This window comes from Bacillus cereus group sp. BcHK124 (assembly GCF_027712065.1).
GTDB classification, from domain to species: Bacteria; Bacillota; Bacilli; order Bacillales; family Bacillaceae_G; genus Bacillus_A; species Bacillus_A pacificus.
This window is the reverse complement of sequence record NZ_JAQFPJ010000026.1, coordinates 1-18,348: the sequence shown is the minus strand read 5'-3', so window position 1 is coordinate 18,348 and position 18,348 is coordinate 1. Positions and strand designations below refer to the sequence as shown.

The following is an 18,348-nucleotide window of genomic DNA, read 5'->3' as shown; positions in this document are numbered from 1 at the left end:
TGTAATAAACTAGATATGACTCTATAGAAGTAAGACGTATTATCTTACATAATAAAATCAATGAAATTGCGAGGAATTTTGAAATGAAAAAAGGGATTAACCGTGTTGTATTAGTAGGAACAGGAGCAGTGGGATGTAGTTATGCTTACTGCATGATTAACCAAGCTGTGGCTGAAGAATTTGTTTTAGTTGATGTAAACGAGGCAAAAGCTGAAGGAGAAGCAATGGATTTAAGTCATGCAGTTCCATTTGCTCCAGCACCAACTAGAGTATGGAAAGGTAGCTATGAAGATTGTAAAGATGCTGACCTTGTAGTCATTACGGCTGGATTACCACAAAAGCCAGGTGAAACACGTTTAGATTTAGTTGAGAAAAACGCTAAAATCTTTAAACAAATCGTTCGCAGTATTATGGATAGCGGGTTTGATGGCATCTTCTTAATCGCGACAAATCCTGTAGATATTTTAACTTACGTAACTTGGAAAGAATCTGGTTTACCGAAAGAACGTGTAATCGGTTCTGGTACAACGCTTGATTCTGCTCGTTTCCGCTATATGTTAGGTGAGTACTTCGATATTGGCCCACACAACATTCACGCCTATATTATCGGAGAACATGGCGATACTGAACTTCCAGTTTGGAGCCACGTTTCCGTTGGTATCCAAAAACTACAGACACTGCTTGAAAAAGACAACACGTATAATCAAGAAGATTTAGACAAAATTTTCATAAACGTTCGTGATGCAGCTTACCATATTATCGAGCGAAAAGGTGCAACTTACTACGGTATCGGTATGTCACTTCTACGTGTTACTAAAGCGATTTTAAATGATGAAAATAGTGTATTAACTGTATCAGCTTACTTAGAAGGTCAATACGGTCAAAAAGATGTGTATATCGGTGTACCTGCTGTTTTAAATCGCGGCGGTGTTCGTGAAATTTTAGAAGTAGAATTAAGTGAAGACGAAGAATTAAAATTCGATCACTCTGTTCAAGTGTTGAAAGAAACAATGGCTCCGGTTCTTTAATTAAGATAAAAAGCAATCCAATTTATTTTGGATTGCTTTTTGCTTTATTTTCTATTTTTTAGCCAATTCCTCATTATTTACATCAAGTACATCTAATAAAAAGATGAAGATCGGTATCCCGATAATAAGTCCCCATATTCCAAGGAAATGTTCTGAAAAGATGAGAATCATAAATGTATAAAAGATTGGTAAATTCGTTTTCGCAGACATAAACTTCGGGTTTAAGAAATAACTTTCAAGAGCATGGATTACTGTAATGAAAATAAGTATGTATACCACGTACATAACTCCGCCTACGTTATATGCAATAATACAAAGTGGAAACAAGGAAATAATTACCCCCGCAACAGGAATTAATCCAAGTAAAAAAATCATAACAGCTAATACGAGAAGCTGCGGAAATCCTAAAACAATTAATGCAATGACAGTAAGAATACAATTTACAACCGCAATCAAAAACTGCGCTTCAATTACTTTACCGAACGATCTTGCAAACCTTTCGCCAAAATATGCAATCTCCTCATAAAAAATCTTTAGCTTACTCTCTTTAAATTTAGAAGTAAATGTAATAATACGCTCTTTTTCTAATAAGAAAAATAAGCTTAATATGAGAGACAATAATATTTGTAAACTTACCTTCCCTATATTTGCTATCGATTGATAGATGACATCTACACCTTGTTCTATATACTTTGATACTTCCATTCCGTTAATTGTCGAAAGTGCATATCTAATGATTTCATTATCAGGCGGGTTTTGAAAAAACAATTTAAATTGATAAATCAATTGCGAAATTTGTATCGTTAACACAGGTAAATATTTATACAACGTCGTGCCAATAAAGGAAACTAATATGATATACAAACAGGCAATAACAATTTTCCGGTTCACTTTCAATTTCTTTGAAATAAAACGTTGAAATCGATCCATTAAAAATGTCAGTATAAACGTAATTAATATTAAATTGATCATACTTTTTAATCCATATAATACTAACGCTACTATTATTAAAACGAGAAACCGTTGAAACCCTCTACTTCGAAAGAAATTTTTCACTTCATTCATTAAAATTTAACCTCCCCCTTCAATGGATGGAAATTGAATATATTACATTTTATGAACTTCTATAGACAATCTTTCTTACTAATTAGGAAGAATCCTTTTTTTCTTTTTATATTGTTAAATTCTATTTATATTAGCCTACTTACTTCAGTTGAGCTCTTTTTTTCGTTTAACCTTTTACAATTTAGGTGATTTTCTATTTCTAGACTGCTGCTCATACGCATATCCAATATTGAACAGTTCCTTCTCACCGCATTGCTTCCCGACAAACACTGCACCTACTGGCTCTCCATTGTTATCATATCCTGCTGGCACCGCTAATTCTGGATAGCCAGCTACAGCGGATAGAAGAACTTCATCGTTATTAATCATAACTAGAGCATCCAAACCTTTTTCTACTAAATATCTATCTAGCTCTTTTCTTGCATTTTCTTGACTCGTTTGCACTACTTTTTCAAACTCATCTTTCGTTATAGCAGATTTTTCAGATCCCTCAATTAATGTTTGTCCATATTTTATTCGTCTATTACTATCCTTTTTATTAAACGCTATAATCTCTTCTAACGATTTTACCGGTACATTTTTTTGCTTTGAAAGAAAATCGTTAACATTATGTTTGAATTCATATTCTAATGTTTGTAGATTATCTACACCCTCAGCGTTTAACTGAATATCATCGGTCAATATTGCACCTGCATCTTGAAGGTCTTTTCTTATCTTTTGCGCTACTTCTTTTCTATTGTCATCTTGTCGATCTATTGAAAATAGTACTCCTACTTTTTTCCCTTTCAAACCGTCTATTGATAAGTCTTTCGTATAATCCATTCTTTCTTTATCTTTCATTTTTTCTGTCATTGCATCTTTTTCATCATAACTTACCATTATGTTAAATAACGTTGCAGCATCCTTTACCGTTCTTGCCATCGGTCCTGCTGTATCAAGTGTTTCAGCTAATGGAATAATGCCTGATCTACTCACCATACCTAGTGATGGACGTAACCCAACTACTGATTGCTGCGCCGCTGGTGCAACAATCGATCCTGTCGTTTCTGTTCCGACTGCAAGCGGTGCAAAATCTGCTGCAACTACTGTAGCAGATCCAGAGCTTGATCCTGATGTATCAAACGTAATCGGACCATACGGATTCAAATTTTGTCCTTTTTTCCCGCTATATCCGCTAGGCATTGTAAAGGATAAATAATTTGCCCACTCAGACATATTCGCTTTTCCTAAAACAAAAGCACCTTCTTCTTTCAACTTTTTCACAATCGTCGCATCCTCATCTGCAATCCAATCTTTTAACACATACGTTCCTGCACTAGTCGGCATCACTTTTTCCGTCTGTACATTATCTTTTACAATGACAGGAATACCATATAAATTCGATTTTTTATTTCTACCTCGCTCTTGATCTAACTTTCTTGCTTCCTCCATCGCATTAGGGTTTATCTCTGTAACAGCATTTAATGTTATTCCATTTTGATCATGTTCTTGTATTCTAAAAAGATAAATACTCGTTAATTCTTCATATGACAACTTTCCATCATCAATCATTTTTTGAAGCTCATCTATAGTCGCATTTACGACTTCTTTTTCTTTTATCTTTACATTTTCTATGTTAATTCCTTTTAACTGGTTATGTATCGGTTTTAACACTCTATCTTTATCATATACGATACGCTCAGGTTCCTTTGGAAAATAATTTTTATATACGTAATATCCGCCAGCACACGCTAATAAGACAATGCCTCCAGCGATAGACAGCGTTACCTTTACCCATTTCTTCATGTTGCTTCCTCCACTCTATAAGATGCTTAGCTATAAGAAAAAGAGAGTTACCTTTTACTTAACTCTCTCCAATCAAAATGCTAAATGAAAAAATGAAAGATTTCAATCTAATTACTTCTTTTTTTGCATTTGCTTTGCTAACATTTCTTTTACTTGATTATACGTTAACCCTGAATTTTTATTTAAACGCTTTACTTCCTCAACATCAGTACCTACTACTGTATATTTTTTCTTATCATTCATTTTTCTAATTCCTTTCTCAACGGATTATTTCTTATATTTCTTCCCTAAATGCATATAAATTAACATCACTACAAAAAAAGAAGCTGTTTTTAAGCACAGCTTCCTTCTCGTTATATATTGGATTTCTTAATAAAATTTCACTACATCTTCAGTAGGCAAGAACGTTCTTTCTGCTGGTTGTTCGTTTGGTTCACCAAATGGCATTTGTCCTACTAAGCTCCACTCAGCTGGAATATTCCAAGTTTCTTTCACTTCAGCATCTACGATTGGATTGTAATGTTGTAATGAAGCTCCAATTCCTTCAGCTGATAATAACATCCACACAGTATGTTGTAACATCGCATTTCCTTGATGAGACCAGAATGGGAACTGATCTTTATATAATGGTGCATTTTCTTGCATTTTTTCTACAGTTGCTTGATCTTCAAAGAATAGTACAGTCCCTACACCTGCATGAAAACCTTTTAGTCTTTCTACAGTTGCTTCAAAGTTTTCTGCTGGTACGTGGGCTCTTAGTGTTTCTTTCACAATATCCCAAAACTTTTCATGCTCTCCATCCATTAATACAACCATACGACCACTTTGCATATTGAAAGATGTTGGTGCATGTAAAGCTGTTTTTAACACTTCTTCAATTCTTTCTTTCGTAATTGCATCGTTTTTTGTTACTTTACGAATCGAACGGCGGTTCACGATTGCTTCTTTTAAGTTTGTTGTAGTTGCTGACATTTTCATTCCTCCAAATGTTTGTTTTATAATTTATTTTGTTATTTCATAACAAGCGAATTAGCAATATCCATCGGTATTACATTGCATACCTTCAAATGAATTTGTTTTATCCTTTTCAATTTCTTTATCAATGACTCTTTGTAGCGTTTCTTTACTAGCAAGCCCTTGAATAACTTCCTCTCCAATCATGACAGTTGGAACAGCCATAATATTCGCTTCCTCATATGCGTGCTGAATTGCTTCTTCATGCTTTTCTTTATATTTACGAGTTACTAAAGCATCTTTAAATTCGGCTTCAGGAAGACCTACTTCTACCGCTAATTTTGTTAAAACATCAATATCTTCAATGTTTTGTTCTTCTTGGAAAAATGCTGTGAATACGCGGTGATGATACTCATTTCCAAGTCCACGTTCTTTCGCAAATTGACACCCTTCGAAAGCTAAATGTGTATATGGGTGCGGGGAAACACGTGGTAAACGCATATCAATTCCTAATTTCTTCGCAGTTGGAAGAATGAAAGCATCCCATGAACCTAATTTTTCTGGCTCATTCCATGGATCTATTTTTGAATATGGACTTGGACGTAATTCAAATGGCATCCATTCGATCTCTACATCATTCTCTTTCGCTACCTCATCTAATGGACCTTTTGCTAAAAAACAAAATGGACATATAAAATCTGAGTATACTTTCATTTTTACAGTCATAACTTTTACACCTTACCTTTATAGTTGTAATCAAATCAGTTACATTAATGATAAAAAAATATAAATATGATTTAAGCATTCATTTTTTCTTGCAAAGTTTCAAACAACTTCTTCCATCGCAGATTGTGCTTGTATTAATATAACTTCTAATACCGCTTGAATATTTGCTCCAATTGGACAATCTGGATTCGGTTGTTCATGAATATGAAATAGCTTGTCTTCTTCCACTACATTTACTGCATGATACACATCTAACAATGTGATTTCATGTAAATCCTTTAGTAATCCCGCGCCACCCGGTCCACGATTTACGTAAACAAAGCCAGCTTGTTTCAAGTACGACATCATTTTACGAATGACTACCGGATTCGTATTTACACTTTCAGCCATATAGTCTGAAGTACAAAGTGAAGATGGATTGTTTTTCAAAATAGATAAAATATGAACAGCTATGGAAAAGCGGCTACTAATTTTCATCGTAATCACCACCTCGATGTAATCATTATAGTTACAACCAAAAAATAAGTCAATCCTTTTCACAGATTTTTTATAAACAAATTAAAAAGTGTCCCATTATAATATACGAGACACCTCTTTTTATTCTGCAAATAGCGCCTGAAATTCTTCAATAAATAGCTGCACAGCGATTGAAGAATCCCTTAATGAAGGAACAGCTAAAGCAATTTCTCTCCATACTTGCGGTTCTAATTCTCTCGTTTGCACATTTTTTGGTAAATTCGTTAAAGATAATTCAGCTAATATTGCAATGCCTAACCCTTCTTGAATCATATTTAAAGCGGTAGTAACGGTCGAAATTACATACTCAGCCCGAAGTGGTACGTTGGCTTGTTTAAACATATCAATGATGGGTGGTTCGTATCCGCCCTTACATAATATGATCGGTTCATTCTCTAAATCACTAATTGCAATAGAGTCCTTCTTACAAAGAGGATGATCCTCTCTTAAGATAGCAACCATTTTTCCCTTCATTAATGGGACAATCTCCATCTCTTTATTAGGCAAAATTACAATTCCTATATCAACAACCCTCGATATTAACCAATCTTCAACTTCTTTAATTGTTCCTTCGCAAAGAACGACCTCTAAGCTCGGATACTTCTCCTTAAAATGGTTGATCATTTTCGGTAAGAAATGTGCAGAAGCACTCGGAAAACTCCCAATTCGAATCGTCCCCATTTCGTGTCCTTTCTCCATCGCAACTTCTTGTTCAATCTTCTCTACACCGTTCAAAATCTCTCTAATATGTACAAGAATTCTGTTTCCTACATCCGTAACGAGTAATCCTTGTCGTTTATCACGTATAAGAATCGTAATTCCTAACTCTGACTCAATACTTGAAATGGCATGACTTACAGCTGGCTGTGTCATATTTAACACCCTGGCAGCCTTCGTAAAACTACCTAACTCAACGGTTTTTATTAATACTTGTAGTTGTGTAATGGTCATAACTAATCACTTATACTCCTTATAAAAAAGATTCATTTTATTTATTACATTCGATATCATATCATAGTGAAATGAATAACAACAAGGAGGTCTTACCGTGACACAGCTTTCTCGAACTAAGACGGCCATAATCCTTACCTTCCTCGTTTTTATGTGGGGAATCAATTGGCCTTTATCTAAGTTTGCCCTGCATTATACACCACCCGTTTTATTTGCAGGCGTTCGAACTTTAATTGGAGGATTCATTTTACTCCTTTTCGCTCTACCCAAATATAAAGAATTACATTTAAAAGAAACGTGGCATTTATACGTTATTTCTTCTTTACTTAACATCATTATATTTTACGGGTTACAAACTGTTGGTCTTCAATATATGCCTGCTGGTCTATTTTCCGCTATCGTATTTTTACAACCTGTTTTACTTGGTATTTTCTCATGGATATGGCTTGAAGAAGCAATGTACGGTTTAAAAATTTTCGGGCTTGTACTCGGATTTATTGGTGTAGGTGTTATTAGCTCTAGTAGTTTAACTGGACATATTTCTGTCATTGGCATTCTTCTTGCATTAGGATGTGCGATTGGCTGGGCACTTGGAACAGTATTTATTAAGAAAACTGGTCACCGTGTGAATGCCATTTGGATGGTAACAATTCAGCTTCTTATCGGTGGTCTTTGTTTAGTCGGATTTGGCTCAGAATTTGAAAGTTGGTCTAGTATTGCTTGGAGTATGCCATTTGTTAGTGTACTACTCTTTATTTCATTCTTTGTTATTGCAATGGGGTGGCTTGCATACTTCACGCTTGTTGGAGCTGGTGAAGCAAGTAAAGTTGGGGCTTATACATTTCTTATTCCACTAATCGCTATTATTGTAAGTTCAATTTTCTTACATGAAGCCATTACGATTAGCTTATTCATCGGACTATTATTTATTGTAGTGAGTATTTGTTTCGTAAATATAAAGCCAAAAGCACTTGCTGTAGGGCAGCGGGTTGAAGTGAAATAAATATGAAAAAGAGCCTACTGTTTGTAGGCTCTTTCTTATATCTTACTTTTTACGACGTACTACAAAAACACACGCACCTACCGACGATACAATCGCTAAAATAGATAAGACTATCGCTATTACTTGTATTTTACTAGTACCTTCATTCTTTTCTACATTAGATACTTCACCATGTTCTCCTGTTAATGACGTACCTTTTGCAATTGTAGTAAGGGAATGTGGTTTTTCAGCTTTTTCATCGCCCGTCCATTCCACAATTTCTCCGTCTTTATATTGTTGGTATGCATCCCAAGCTATTTTTTGCTCTTTATCCGGATTTTTAGCGACGAAAGTAAATCGCTGAAACTGACCGGGTAAAATCCCTTCTCCTGTTGCTTCCCATACTACAGTTTTCACTTTTCCAACATTATCTTTTTGTTCTTCCACTTTCCATCCTGGCACTGGTTCATACTGTTGGAACTCTACTCCAGACGGTATTTTCAATGTAACTTTTGTTGTTGCTACATTCTTTTCAACTGGTACTTTTATCGTGTAAGTCTCCCAAGAACCAATGTCAGAAGTTGCTGGCTTTACAGTAACGTGCGCACTTACAGGTAATGAAAAAATCACCATTACAATTATTGTTGTGATCATTGTTGTACCCAATTTTTTTATTCGTTTCATTTTCTATTAGCTCCTTTTTATCTATACGTTTTCTTTATCTGCCGCCTACTATAAATTTATAATCCGTATCAAAGCTATCAAGAGATTTTGTTAATCCGTGCACTTGTATATTCCAGTTTCCTGTCATGTTAATATACATACCTTCTGCTTCATATTCTCCCTGTGAAACTGCCGAAACTTTAAATGATCCTTTTCCCATATTCATATCTAACGATTGAGTCGTTAATATAATTTGTTCTATATCAGTAACCGGTTGTCCGTTCTCATCCTTTAAAGTAATATGGAATGTATTTTGTCCTACTTTATTAGGACTTACATTTAGCGTCATTTCATATCCATTATCTAATTGTTTACTCTCTGTAAAAGGTCCAGTAGGAGGCATCGGTGGTGTTTGTACGTTTGTCATAAAAGCTACGATTACGAAAATGATAATTCCAATGATAAACTCTACTTTCACCGTAGCACCTAATCCTTGCTCCGCTCTCATTCTCCCTTTCACATAATGAATAATTCCCAATATCCCCATGAAAATGAATAAAAGTACCTTTGCTAATAAAACTAATCCATACTTCGTATCAAATAACGAGTGGATTGTTGGAATAAAAAATGTACTGTTAAAAAGACCTGTTATTAAAATCACAATGACAGCACATGTTGCCCACGGTGAAAAACGCTTAATCATATCCCAATACATATTCCATTTGTTATCCTCTTTACGTAACAGAAGAATAATAGACGATAAACCACCAATCCATAATGAAGCTGCGAGTAAATGTAAAAAATCCATAACGACAGCAATGTCTTTAAACTTTAAACCATATGCGTGACTATTAAATGCTTTCATAACAAGTATCCCGATAAACAATACTATTGGAATACTCCATACTTTAAACGACGATAGTTTCTCACGCCTCATCGCAAAATACGTAACGATTATAAGCAAACTAATTAAAGCCATTTGAGTGACCCATACATAACTAAAAACAGAAAGTTGTAACGTTTCTTTTAATAGTAAAGGATTGAATACTTCTAACCATGAAACATCAGCATTTATTTTCGCTTGCAGTGGTAGATTGAATAACAAGCTAATAAATATCCCTAATAAGGAAATCCATATTATGTTCTTACTCCTTGATCGAACCGAGATTGCATTCCCTTTATACATAATAAGGTTAAAAAATAGCACTCCTATAAATAGCGAGAAACTTGTATATAAAATTCCACGTTCCATAATCATGTCTATTTGCGGAACATATCCCATCTCTTCTACTTGTATATCGTCTGCTCCAGCTTCCGCTAATCCAATTCGGAACGGAATAACTCCTTGAATAGGATGGCCGTCAGCAGAAATCACTTTCCACTGAATAGAGTAGAGACCATTTTTGATATTCTCTTTTAATCCAGCTTCTAATAGCTTTTTATTTTTTTTATCAATATGAGCATCTTTTAAATCGACCCTTTTACCTGATGTATCTCTCACGTACAATGTATTAAAACTTGAGACTTGTATGTCCTCATCAAATTCAATTTTCACAACTGCTGGTGCTTTCTTCAACGTTTCATTTTCAGCAGGGTTTGATTTCACAATATACGCATGAGCAGATGCACTTTTTGGTATTAACATGATAAGCACACATGCAATGAATAGCCATGCTCCTAACCTTTTCATTACTTTCACAATCATTTCACTTCTTTCTTCCTCATCACTCTATTTTCATTACTTTAACTTCCCAAGTCTGAGTCTCAGGCGAAATATTAACCTGATTAAATATAAACTTCTATACAATATAACTCTTTATTTCTCTCTCGCCTTTAAACTTCTAATACAATAGTAACTACCTTCATAGATACAACTTACATTTTTAAAGTCGATTGTTATTATATCATAAAATATATTTACGTAAGTTTTCGAAATAGAAAAGTTATCGTGAATCATTTGTGAAGAAAATGTGAAATACATAAATAAAAAAGGTATTACGTTATTACGTAACACCTTCTTAAAAATATCCTTCTTCTATTTCTCTTCCGGATAATCACAATACTCTATGATTGTTCCCTCTGTATCCGCTGGATTAAGATAGATTAATCTTCTGCCGTGTTTATTAATTCGAAGCGTATGCTCTAACGTTCGAATGCCTTGTTCTTTCAATTCCTCTAAAGCTACATCTAAATCATCTACTCGATATGCAACGTGATGAACACCTTTACCTTTTTGTTTTATAAATCGGGCAATTGGTGAAGTGGTGTTATTTGTCGGCGCAAGCAATTCAATTCTATCTCCATCCACTTCAAGAATGGCTACTTCACTTTCAACACCAGGCGCTTCACTTACGTAACGATCTATTAAAGTTCCTGACAACACTTTTTCATAAAAACGTATCGTACTATCTATATCTCGAACTGCGATGCCGATATGATCAATTGTTTTTTTCATTTTATTTCCCCTACTACTTTATTTTCTTTCATTATTAATAGTAACAAAAAAAGCTATAGAAACAAGTTCTATAACTTTTTTATTTAACCTATTTTCTTATTCGTATTTGCTGCTGGTTGAATTTGATTTTTTACTTTTAAAACGCTAATGCCATATCCGATAAATCCACCGATAATCGCTGGGAAGATCCAGCCTAATCCTACTTCCTGCATCGGAAGGAAATTAGTGAACACTTGACTTACTACTTCAACGTTAACTCCAGCTGCACTTAATCCATCGAATAAACTGATAATAAATGTTACAGTTAAGCTCACTTGATAAACTTCAGCTCTTCCTTTGAATAATGAATGGAAGAATGTTAAGAAAATCAATACGATTGCTAGTGGATAAATTGCTGTTAATACTGGAACAGAAACTGCAATTAATTGTGTTAATCCTACATTTGCAACAATTGCACTAAATACACATAGCGTGATTGCAATTGCTTTGTAAGGAACATTTGGGAATAACTTATGGAAGAATGAAGAACATGCTGATACAAGTCCCACACTAGTTGTTAAACAAGCTACTGTAATCATTAATCCTAATAATACTCCGCCATATGATCCAAAATAGTAGTTAGAAACTTTCGCTAATACTTCTCCGCCGTTCTCTAAATGTCCAAGCTTTGCAACACTTGAAGCACCCATATAAGAAAGTGCTGTATAGATAATTGCTAAAATAGATGCGGCAATGATTGTTGCTTTCGCACAAACGACCATAATTTGTGTTTTCGTTTTTGCACCTTTTTCTTTAATTGCATTAATGATGATGATTCCGAATACGAATGATGCAAGCGTGTCCATCGTTAAGTATCCCTCTTGGAACCCTTTAAAGAATGCATGTGATGTATAAGCTTCAACTGGTGCTTGCATTTCTCCAATCGGATGAATAAAAGCAACGATTACTAAAATACCGATGAAAGTTAACTTAATTGGCGTTAAGATTTTTCCAACAATATCGACAATTTTCGCAGGATTTAGCGAAAAAAAACAAGTGATGCTAAAGAATACAATTGTGAAAAGAATTAAAGGTGTAGAACCTAATCCCTCTGGCATAAACGGTTTAAGACCAATTTCATAAGAAACATTTCCTGTTCTTGGTATTGCAAATAACGGGCCAATCGCCAAGTATAAAACTGTTGTAAATACAATCCCGAACACCGGGTGAGCACGACTTGCTAATGACTGTAAATCATCTTTACCCGAAAAACCAAATGCTAGTACACCTAATAACGGTAATCCAACACCTGTTACTAAAAATCCTGCATTAGCAATCCATACATTCTCCCCTGCCGATTGACCAAGCATTGCTGGGAATATTAAATTTCCTGCCCCAAAAAATAGTGCAAATAACATTAAACCAATAACAACTATGAACGAAAACGGTACTTTATTCGTCATAATATAACCTCCATTCAAAATAAACTATGTCATTTCCATTTTTAACTAATTGAATTTTCTGAACATTTAATTTAAGTATCAACTATTCTTGAACTCATTATAGTTTGCTATATAATATTTTGCAATACTATTTTCAAACTTTTCTTTTATTTTATAAATATACATTTTTTAACATGAAAAATAGACTAAAAAACCAACATGGTCATCCATGTTGGTTTTTCCATTTTACTATCAATTAATTAAAATTTCGCCGCTACTTTCTTAACGTTCTCTAGACCTTCTTCAACAATTTGTTGTGAGCGATCTGGATATTGGTTGTGCCCTTCAATTACAACAGTCTCTGGATTTGTAATGCCCCAGAATCCAAGTACAGTTGTTACGTAATTAACTGCCATTTCCATAGGAGCCACTTGTTCTGAAGAGTAATCTGAACCACGAGCACCTAACACAACTACTTTCTTACCACCAGCTAAACCTTCTGGGCCATTAGCTGTATATTTAAACGTTTTTCCAGCTTGAGATAAGTATGAAATATATGTGATTAATGGTGCTGGTACTGTAAAGTTCCATAATGGGAACGCAAATACAACTTTATCAGCTTCTAAAAACTGATTTAAATATTGATCTACTGTAGCAACTGCCTTCTCTTCTTCAGCTGTTAACTCCATACCTTGGCTACGTTTATATCCACCTGAAATAGCAATATTTCCGTAATAAGGAAGATCTAATGCAAATAAATCTAACTCTGTAATTTCTGTATTCGGATTTGCTTCTTTATAAGTACTTACAAATGTTTCATACATTTTTGAACTAACTGCTTGCTCCGCTGGACGATCGTTTGCTTTTACAAATAATATTTTTGACATTGTTTTATTCTCCTCTACTTTTTGATTTTCTTCTTTTTTACCAAATAACGAGCTAAATAATCCCATTTTCTTCACCTAAACTTTCTTATCATATTCATTATTCATCATCACAAAAATTCTTATTCTAATAAAGTGAAACTTTAATCAGTGGGGGGTCTTCATCCCCCACTGATTATTAGCCCTCACCAATCGGGCTTTTACGGGCAGTTGATACCCTATTTACAGTTAGTTAAAACTTTTTGTTATTTAATTACCTTATGTAAGTGATTGTATTACACCTACTTACTTTAGTCAAGTAACTTTAAATAAAAAATATTATCTCGAATTAAAAATAATGATTCCAATACAATTAAAACATCCATTATAACTTTATTGTTTGTATAATAGATGTAGAGAGGGAAATTCATATTTAGAAAGGATTTATTCATGAGCACTATAGAAAAGATTCAAACTTTTATTATTCTTTTTGCTGTTACATGCGGCATCGTACTCGGACAATTTAATTTCATACATATGTATTCAGACAAATTTATTGTTCCCTTCTTATTTTTCATGCTATATGGATTATTCCTCAGCATCCCATTAAAAGAAATAAAAAACGGATTTCACAATTTAAAATTTGCGGGAACAAGTCTTACTATTAACTTTTTATGGACACCTTTACTCGCTTGGGGATTAGGTGCACTATTTCTTTCAGATCATCCCGCACTTTGGGTTGGATTTATTATGTTAATGGTTACTCCGTGTACAGACTGGTACTTAATCTTTACTGAAATAGCGAAAGGAAATGTAGCACTTTCTACTGCGATTTTACCTGTAAATTTAATTTTACAAGTACTACTCCTTCCCATTTATTTATTTTTATTCGCTGGTGTTATGAAGACTGTAGCGGTTTCTGTTTTAGTAGAAAGTATTGTTATCGTAATCGTCTTACCATTTTTACTTGCACACGCTACAAAATTCATTATGAATAAACTGAAAAAAGCTGAAACGCTCGAGAATACACTCATTCCGTTTTTCAGCTCTGCCCAAATTGTATTTTTAAGTTTAGCAATCGTAGCAATGTTTGCATCACAAGGTAAATATTTACTACAAAATATGAATGTCGTTTTATTATTACTCATTCCTGTTCTATTGTTCTTCATCATTAATTTTGTACTAGGACAATTTATCGGGCGCGTTATGCGTTTATCTTATAAAGATACAGTAAGTCTAAACTTAACAACGTTAGCAAGAAACTCACCTGTTGCACTTGCTATTGCTGTAACAGCTTTTCCAAATGAGCCTCTTATTGCACTTGCACTCGTTATTGGACCGTTAATTGAGCTACCAGTACTTGCTTGTGTTTCACAGGTGTTGTTACTTATTAAGAAAAAACAACAATACGCATAATAAAAAACGTCCCGTAATAGGACGTTTTTTATTTTTGAAAAATTTCATACAACACTTATTTCTTATGTATCAATACAAATGAAATAACCGAAACTACAAACGTAATAATCCCAATAATAATAAATATAATAGATGCGGAAATTGACTCTAGGGAATATCCCGTTATTGCAATTCCTATCGGAGTTGATACTAGTAATAACGAATTTAAGAAACCGAAAAATCTTCCTTGCACTTCATTTGGAATTAACTTTCTATACAACACTCCAAAATATACATTACTTACTCCAAATGCAATTCCTGACAGGAAATAATAAACTGAAAATAATATCGGATTTAACGTCGTACCCATTGCCGCATTAAAAATTCCCATAATCGCAGTACATATAAAAGCAGTCGTAATCGTTTTATATGTACGAATCTTTTTCGTAATAAATGCTCCTATTAAAATCCCTATCGGTGATGCCGCAAAAACTATACTATACCATCGCGTAGAAAGATTCATTTCTCTAACAACTATTACTTGCAGTGAAAGTATACATGCTGCTCCAAGTAAATTAATGACCGCAGCGCTCATTAGTAATGTCTTCAACGATTTGTTACTATTAATAACAGAAAATCCCTCTTTAAAATCTTCATAAAAAGGCTTCTTCTTCTCTACTTTTAATTCACGTGGAAATTTGATTCTCATTAAAATTAAAAATGATACAACAAATGTAATTGCATCTAATAAAAATACTCCATGAAAATTAAAAATACTAATTAAAAAGCTAGCCATTAAAGGAATGGCGACCGATATGATTTGTATTGATATTTGCCTCAGCGTAATCGCCTGTTGAACATGCTTTTCTTCCACATATGTTACTAACGCTGCATTTGAAGCTGGAGTAAATAAAGCACTCCCAATTGAACGTATGATAAGTAAAATTAGTAACGGAATGTATAGCATTTTATTATAAAATGCTATAACTGCAATTAAAATCATAACGATACATCTCATAACATCCGCAATTATCATAAGCTTTCTTCTCGACATTCGATCTGCTAACGTTCCTGTTACAGGTGCAAATAAAATCGCCGCCGTTGCAATGGCAATGTTTACTCCCGAGACAAGTAATGGTGAATTCGTTAATTTCATTACCCATAACGGTAAAATGAGCGTAACCATAGAATTACCTATTAAAGAAATACAACTTGCCAAGAAAAAGTACGAAAAAATTTTATTGCTCCAAATACTTGTGCTATTCTCTTTTAAATCCTCAATTTCATTATTCACTGAGTCCTCCATTCTCCTCTTGTATATTTTCTTTAATTCTTCCTCACCACCTTTCAAAACCTCTATTTAAATGAGAAAAAACCTTCTTCAAAATAAGAGGAAGGTTTACTTATAACCGTATTCTTATCTATTAGGACTTTTAGATCCTACAGGATTTAGCACCTTTATTTAACATTAGGTTGCTGAGGCTTCGAAGGGCCAGTCCCTCCACCTCTCTTAATAAGAAGTTTTTATTTAATTATCTAAATTCATTATATTTTACATCAAAATAAATTCAATATGTTTTTCTATACAGTTAAAAGAAGATGACATCTATCATCTTCTTTTAACAATTTTGTCGTTACGTTAACAAAACCTTTCTAATTAAAAATGATAGGAAAAGTAAATATAACAAAAGCTGCCCAAAGTCCGTAAATTGGCAAATACTTCGTAACGGCATCTTGGATAGCTGTCGGTCCTGATTTGTTTTGCAAGAAACGCATATAGGAAAACATAATCCAAATTAAATTTGCCCAGATCAGTATGTTTACCCCTAAAACAGCAAGTCTATTAGGTGTAATCCCGTAAGAAGAAAGTCTGAATACAATAGCTGATAAAGCGACAGTGTCAATAATAAGTGCCAAAACAATTAAGGCAAAATTTATATAGTCTGAAATGTTCTTTTTCTCATCTGAATCACTCTCAACGATAGAAAATATAGTAACAGCCAATACACCAAGGAGTATTCCGTTAAAGGCCATTAGGAAATTTCGGTCCAAGAATGGATTTTTCCCGACCCAAACTACCGTTATTAGATAGATAAACAATGTAATCAAGACAAGCGGACTAAAAATTTTAGATATGTATGGTGTAATATTTTTAGCAAGTTTAAGATTCAATGATACTAAGTATGCAGCCACTACAGCGAGAGCGGCAGCTCCAAATAAAACAACATTACTAAAATAGAACTCTCCTATATCCAAGTCAACAAAGCTAAATAATCGCATGGTGAATACTGCTAGTATCATTCCGCTCACTGCCATGCTCGCGTAGAGAAGACCATATTCTAAATTAAATTTAATATAAGCTAATCTTGTACTACCTTTTGAATATTCATTTCCCGTAAACGCAAGTCCCAATAAGACCCATAACAATATAGGAAGATGTAAATACGCAAGGATACTGCTGTCTTTATAATTTAATGGCAACATATTAAGATACACCCCCGCAATTAGGAACAACGCTGCAAGGAAATAAATATTACTTTTTTTCGGGGTATTATTGTAAACAAAATAAGCAGCGATAAAGGGAATTACACCAAAAGCTAGGTTAATTGGAGCAATTGCTTCCTGCTCGACAAAGTGGAAAATGATTCTAGTACTTAGCCCAGCTAGAATAGCTAACATGCTCATGAATAAGAAACCTTTTTGAAACAGTGATATTTTTTCTGCATTTGTCTTTCCCTTGAAATGTAACCTTTCATACCAGGCAGCTAGCACCTGAGAATCAGAATTTTCATCCCATGCTTGTGAGAATGACTTTTTAAAAGCTTTCGGGTCTTTTCTATACATTCTCTCCAACTCATGAGGGTTATCCATATTTTCGATAATCAAATTTTGATTGTTCATAGTTTTACCTGGTTTGAAATTCTTATAAAAATCTATAAATTGTTGGCGAACCAAGTCAAATGCCAACTACCGAAAAGGAATCTCACCTTTTTCCTGTCCGTAAGGGGTGTGACCTTTTCATCCACCTATTGTGAAAGAATGACGGCAGGTTCCTGTTAGGAACGGTCTTTTCTTGCATACTACCATTCATCCAAGTCAGTAGTATGCAAGAGGTTATAAGAAATAAACCAGTACCTCCCTTCTATATTTAAATTTTAAATAATAATTGTTGATTGCTCATATAAACAGTTTTGTGTAGAATACTCCACAATTTCCAATTGTGATGATCTTTCCATGTTTTAATCGTTTGTAGCCATTTTTTATATACTTTTTTCGTATTCGTATCCTTTTCGCTTTCTTCCATGGAAGCAACAAGAATACGGAGTTTTGTTGTAATTTTGTTTTTTAATAATAGAACAACATCTTTAGGTAATCTTTCTTGGAAACCTAATCCACGTCTTGCGATTGTGAACGCAGCGGTTTCGTGAACACTAATACCAAACTTTTTACTATATTTTAATTTTCCAATCACACTTGTATAAGCGGGGTTTACTGTTTTAACAGAAAATCCGTTACGAAGAGCCATACGAATTAAACTGTTCAA

The 18,348-nt window shown here is 34.0% G+C and carries 17 protein-coding genes, 1 pseudogene and 1 riboswitch; of the genes and pseudogenes, 3 read left to right on the top strand and 15 right to left on the bottom strand.

Annotated features, from left to right (window positions below; translation table 11 throughout):
* Positions 1-83 precede the first annotated feature (83 nt).
* Complete coding sequence (locus PDK19_RS24235; protein ID WP_000715321.1) at positions 84-1,028, top strand: L-lactate dehydrogenase; 945 nt, start codon at positions 84-86, stop codon at positions 1,026-1,028.
* Between the two features lie 51 nt (positions 1,029-1,079).
* On the opposite strand, the gene PDK19_RS24230 is transcribed toward PDK19_RS24235, so the two are convergent.
* The 7 genes and pseudogenes from PDK19_RS24230 to PDK19_RS24200 form a co-directional block, all read right to left on the bottom strand.
* Positions 1,080-2,093: an AI-2E family transporter gene (locus tag PDK19_RS24230; protein ID WP_049122624.1), complete on the bottom strand. Its 1,014-nt coding sequence runs from the start codon at positions 2,091-2,093 to the stop codon at positions 1,080-1,082.
* A gap of 174 nt (positions 2,094-2,267) precedes the next feature.
* Entirely contained in the window at positions 2,268-3,878 is a 1,611-nt protein-coding gene (locus tag PDK19_RS24225) for an amidase family protein (protein ID WP_270708153.1), read from the bottom strand.
* 111 nt (positions 3,879-3,989) lie between these two features.
* On the bottom strand, positions 3,990-4,121 hold the full coding sequence (locus PDK19_RS24220; protein WP_014893830.1) for a hypothetical protein: 132 nt from the start codon (positions 4,119-4,121) through the stop codon (positions 3,990-3,992).
* A gap of 126 nt (positions 4,122-4,247) precedes the next feature.
* Positions 4,248-4,850: a nitroreductase family protein gene (locus tag PDK19_RS24215; protein ID WP_014893831.1), complete on the bottom strand. Its 603-nt coding sequence runs from the start codon at positions 4,848-4,850 to the stop codon at positions 4,248-4,250.
* 57 nt (positions 4,851-4,907) lie between these two features.
* Positions 4,908-5,558 carry a DsbA family oxidoreductase gene (locus PDK19_RS24210; RefSeq protein ID WP_014893832.1) on the bottom strand — a complete coding sequence of 217 codons (651 nt, stop codon included), beginning with the start codon at positions 5,556-5,558 and terminating at the stop codon, positions 4,908-4,910.
* Between the two features lie 71 nt (positions 5,559-5,629).
* A pseudogene (locus tag PDK19_RS24205) lies at positions 5,630-6,035 on the bottom strand (Rrf2 family transcriptional regulator).
* A 120-nt stretch (positions 6,036-6,155) separates the two neighbouring features.
* On the bottom strand, positions 6,156-7,025 hold the full coding sequence (locus PDK19_RS24200) for a LysR family transcriptional regulator (protein ID WP_074615121.1): 870 nt from the start codon (positions 7,023-7,025) through the stop codon (positions 6,156-6,158).
* A gap of 97 nt (positions 7,026-7,122) precedes the next feature.
* On the opposite strand from PDK19_RS24200, the gene PDK19_RS24195 reads away from it, so the two are divergent.
* Complete coding sequence (locus PDK19_RS24195) at positions 7,123-8,028, top strand: DMT family transporter (protein WP_074615122.1); 906 nt, start codon at positions 7,123-7,125, stop codon at positions 8,026-8,028.
* A gap of 42 nt (positions 8,029-8,070) precedes the next feature.
* Here PDK19_RS24195 and PDK19_RS24190 read toward each other — a convergent pair whose 3' ends face one another.
* The 5 genes from PDK19_RS24190 to PDK19_RS24170 all read right to left on the bottom strand — a co-directional run bounded on the left by PDK19_RS24190 (position 8,071) and on the right by PDK19_RS24170 (position 13,499).
* Positions 8,071-8,691 carry a YcnI family copper-binding membrane protein gene (locus tag PDK19_RS24190; protein WP_074615123.1) on the bottom strand — a complete coding sequence of 207 codons (621 nt, stop codon included), beginning with the start codon at positions 8,689-8,691 and terminating at the stop codon, positions 8,071-8,073.
* A 34-nt stretch (positions 8,692-8,725) separates the two neighbouring features.
* Positions 8,726-10,375 (bottom strand): copper resistance CopC/CopD family protein, encoded by a 1,650-nt coding sequence (locus tag PDK19_RS24185; protein WP_139302987.1) that lies wholly within the window; start codon positions 10,373-10,375, stop codon positions 8,726-8,728.
* A gap of 330 nt (positions 10,376-10,705) precedes the next feature.
* Positions 10,706-11,125: a VOC family protein gene (locus PDK19_RS24180; protein ID WP_029440907.1), complete on the bottom strand. Its 420-nt coding sequence runs from the start codon at positions 11,123-11,125 to the stop codon at positions 10,706-10,708.
* An 83-nt stretch (positions 11,126-11,208) separates the two neighbouring features.
* On the bottom strand, positions 11,209-12,567 hold the full coding sequence (brnQ, locus tag PDK19_RS24175) for a branched-chain amino acid transport system II carrier protein (RefSeq protein ID WP_270708152.1): 1,359 nt from the start codon (positions 12,565-12,567) through the stop codon (positions 11,209-11,211).
* A gap of 239 nt (positions 12,568-12,806) precedes the next feature.
* A complete protein-coding gene (locus tag PDK19_RS24170) occupies positions 12,807-13,499 on the bottom strand; it encodes an FMN-dependent NADH-azoreductase (RefSeq protein WP_270708151.1) in 693 nt (230 codons plus the stop codon).
* A gap of 360 nt (positions 13,500-13,859) precedes the next feature.
* On the opposite strand from PDK19_RS24170, the gene PDK19_RS24165 reads away from it, so the two are divergent.
* The gene (locus PDK19_RS24165) at positions 13,860-14,825 is read left to right on the top strand and encodes an arsenic resistance protein (protein WP_049111821.1); all 966 of its coding nucleotides are present in this window, start codon (positions 13,860-13,862) and stop codon (positions 14,823-14,825) included.
* Between the two features lie 55 nt (positions 14,826-14,880).
* Here the strand turns inward: PDK19_RS24165 and PDK19_RS24160 are convergent, their stop codons facing one another.
* The 3 genes from PDK19_RS24160 to PDK19_RS24150 form a co-directional block, all read right to left on the bottom strand.
* On the bottom strand, positions 14,881-16,110 hold the full coding sequence (locus PDK19_RS24160; RefSeq protein ID WP_392387486.1) for an MFS transporter: 1,230 nt from the start codon (positions 16,108-16,110) through the stop codon (positions 14,881-14,883).
* Between the two features lie 108 nt (positions 16,111-16,218).
* Positions 16,219-16,324, bottom strand: a riboswitch (SAM riboswitch).
* A 133-nt stretch (positions 16,325-16,457) separates the two neighbouring features.
* Positions 16,458-17,705, bottom strand: a complete 1,248-nt coding sequence (locus PDK19_RS24155; protein WP_049113894.1) for a DUF4153 domain-containing protein — start codon at positions 17,703-17,705, stop codon at positions 16,458-16,460.
* Positions 17,706-17,952: 247 nt separating this feature from the next.
* Positions 17,953-18,348: transposase (locus tag PDK19_RS24150; RefSeq protein WP_270708150.1), on the bottom strand; the 396-nt coding region annotated here is incomplete at its 5' end.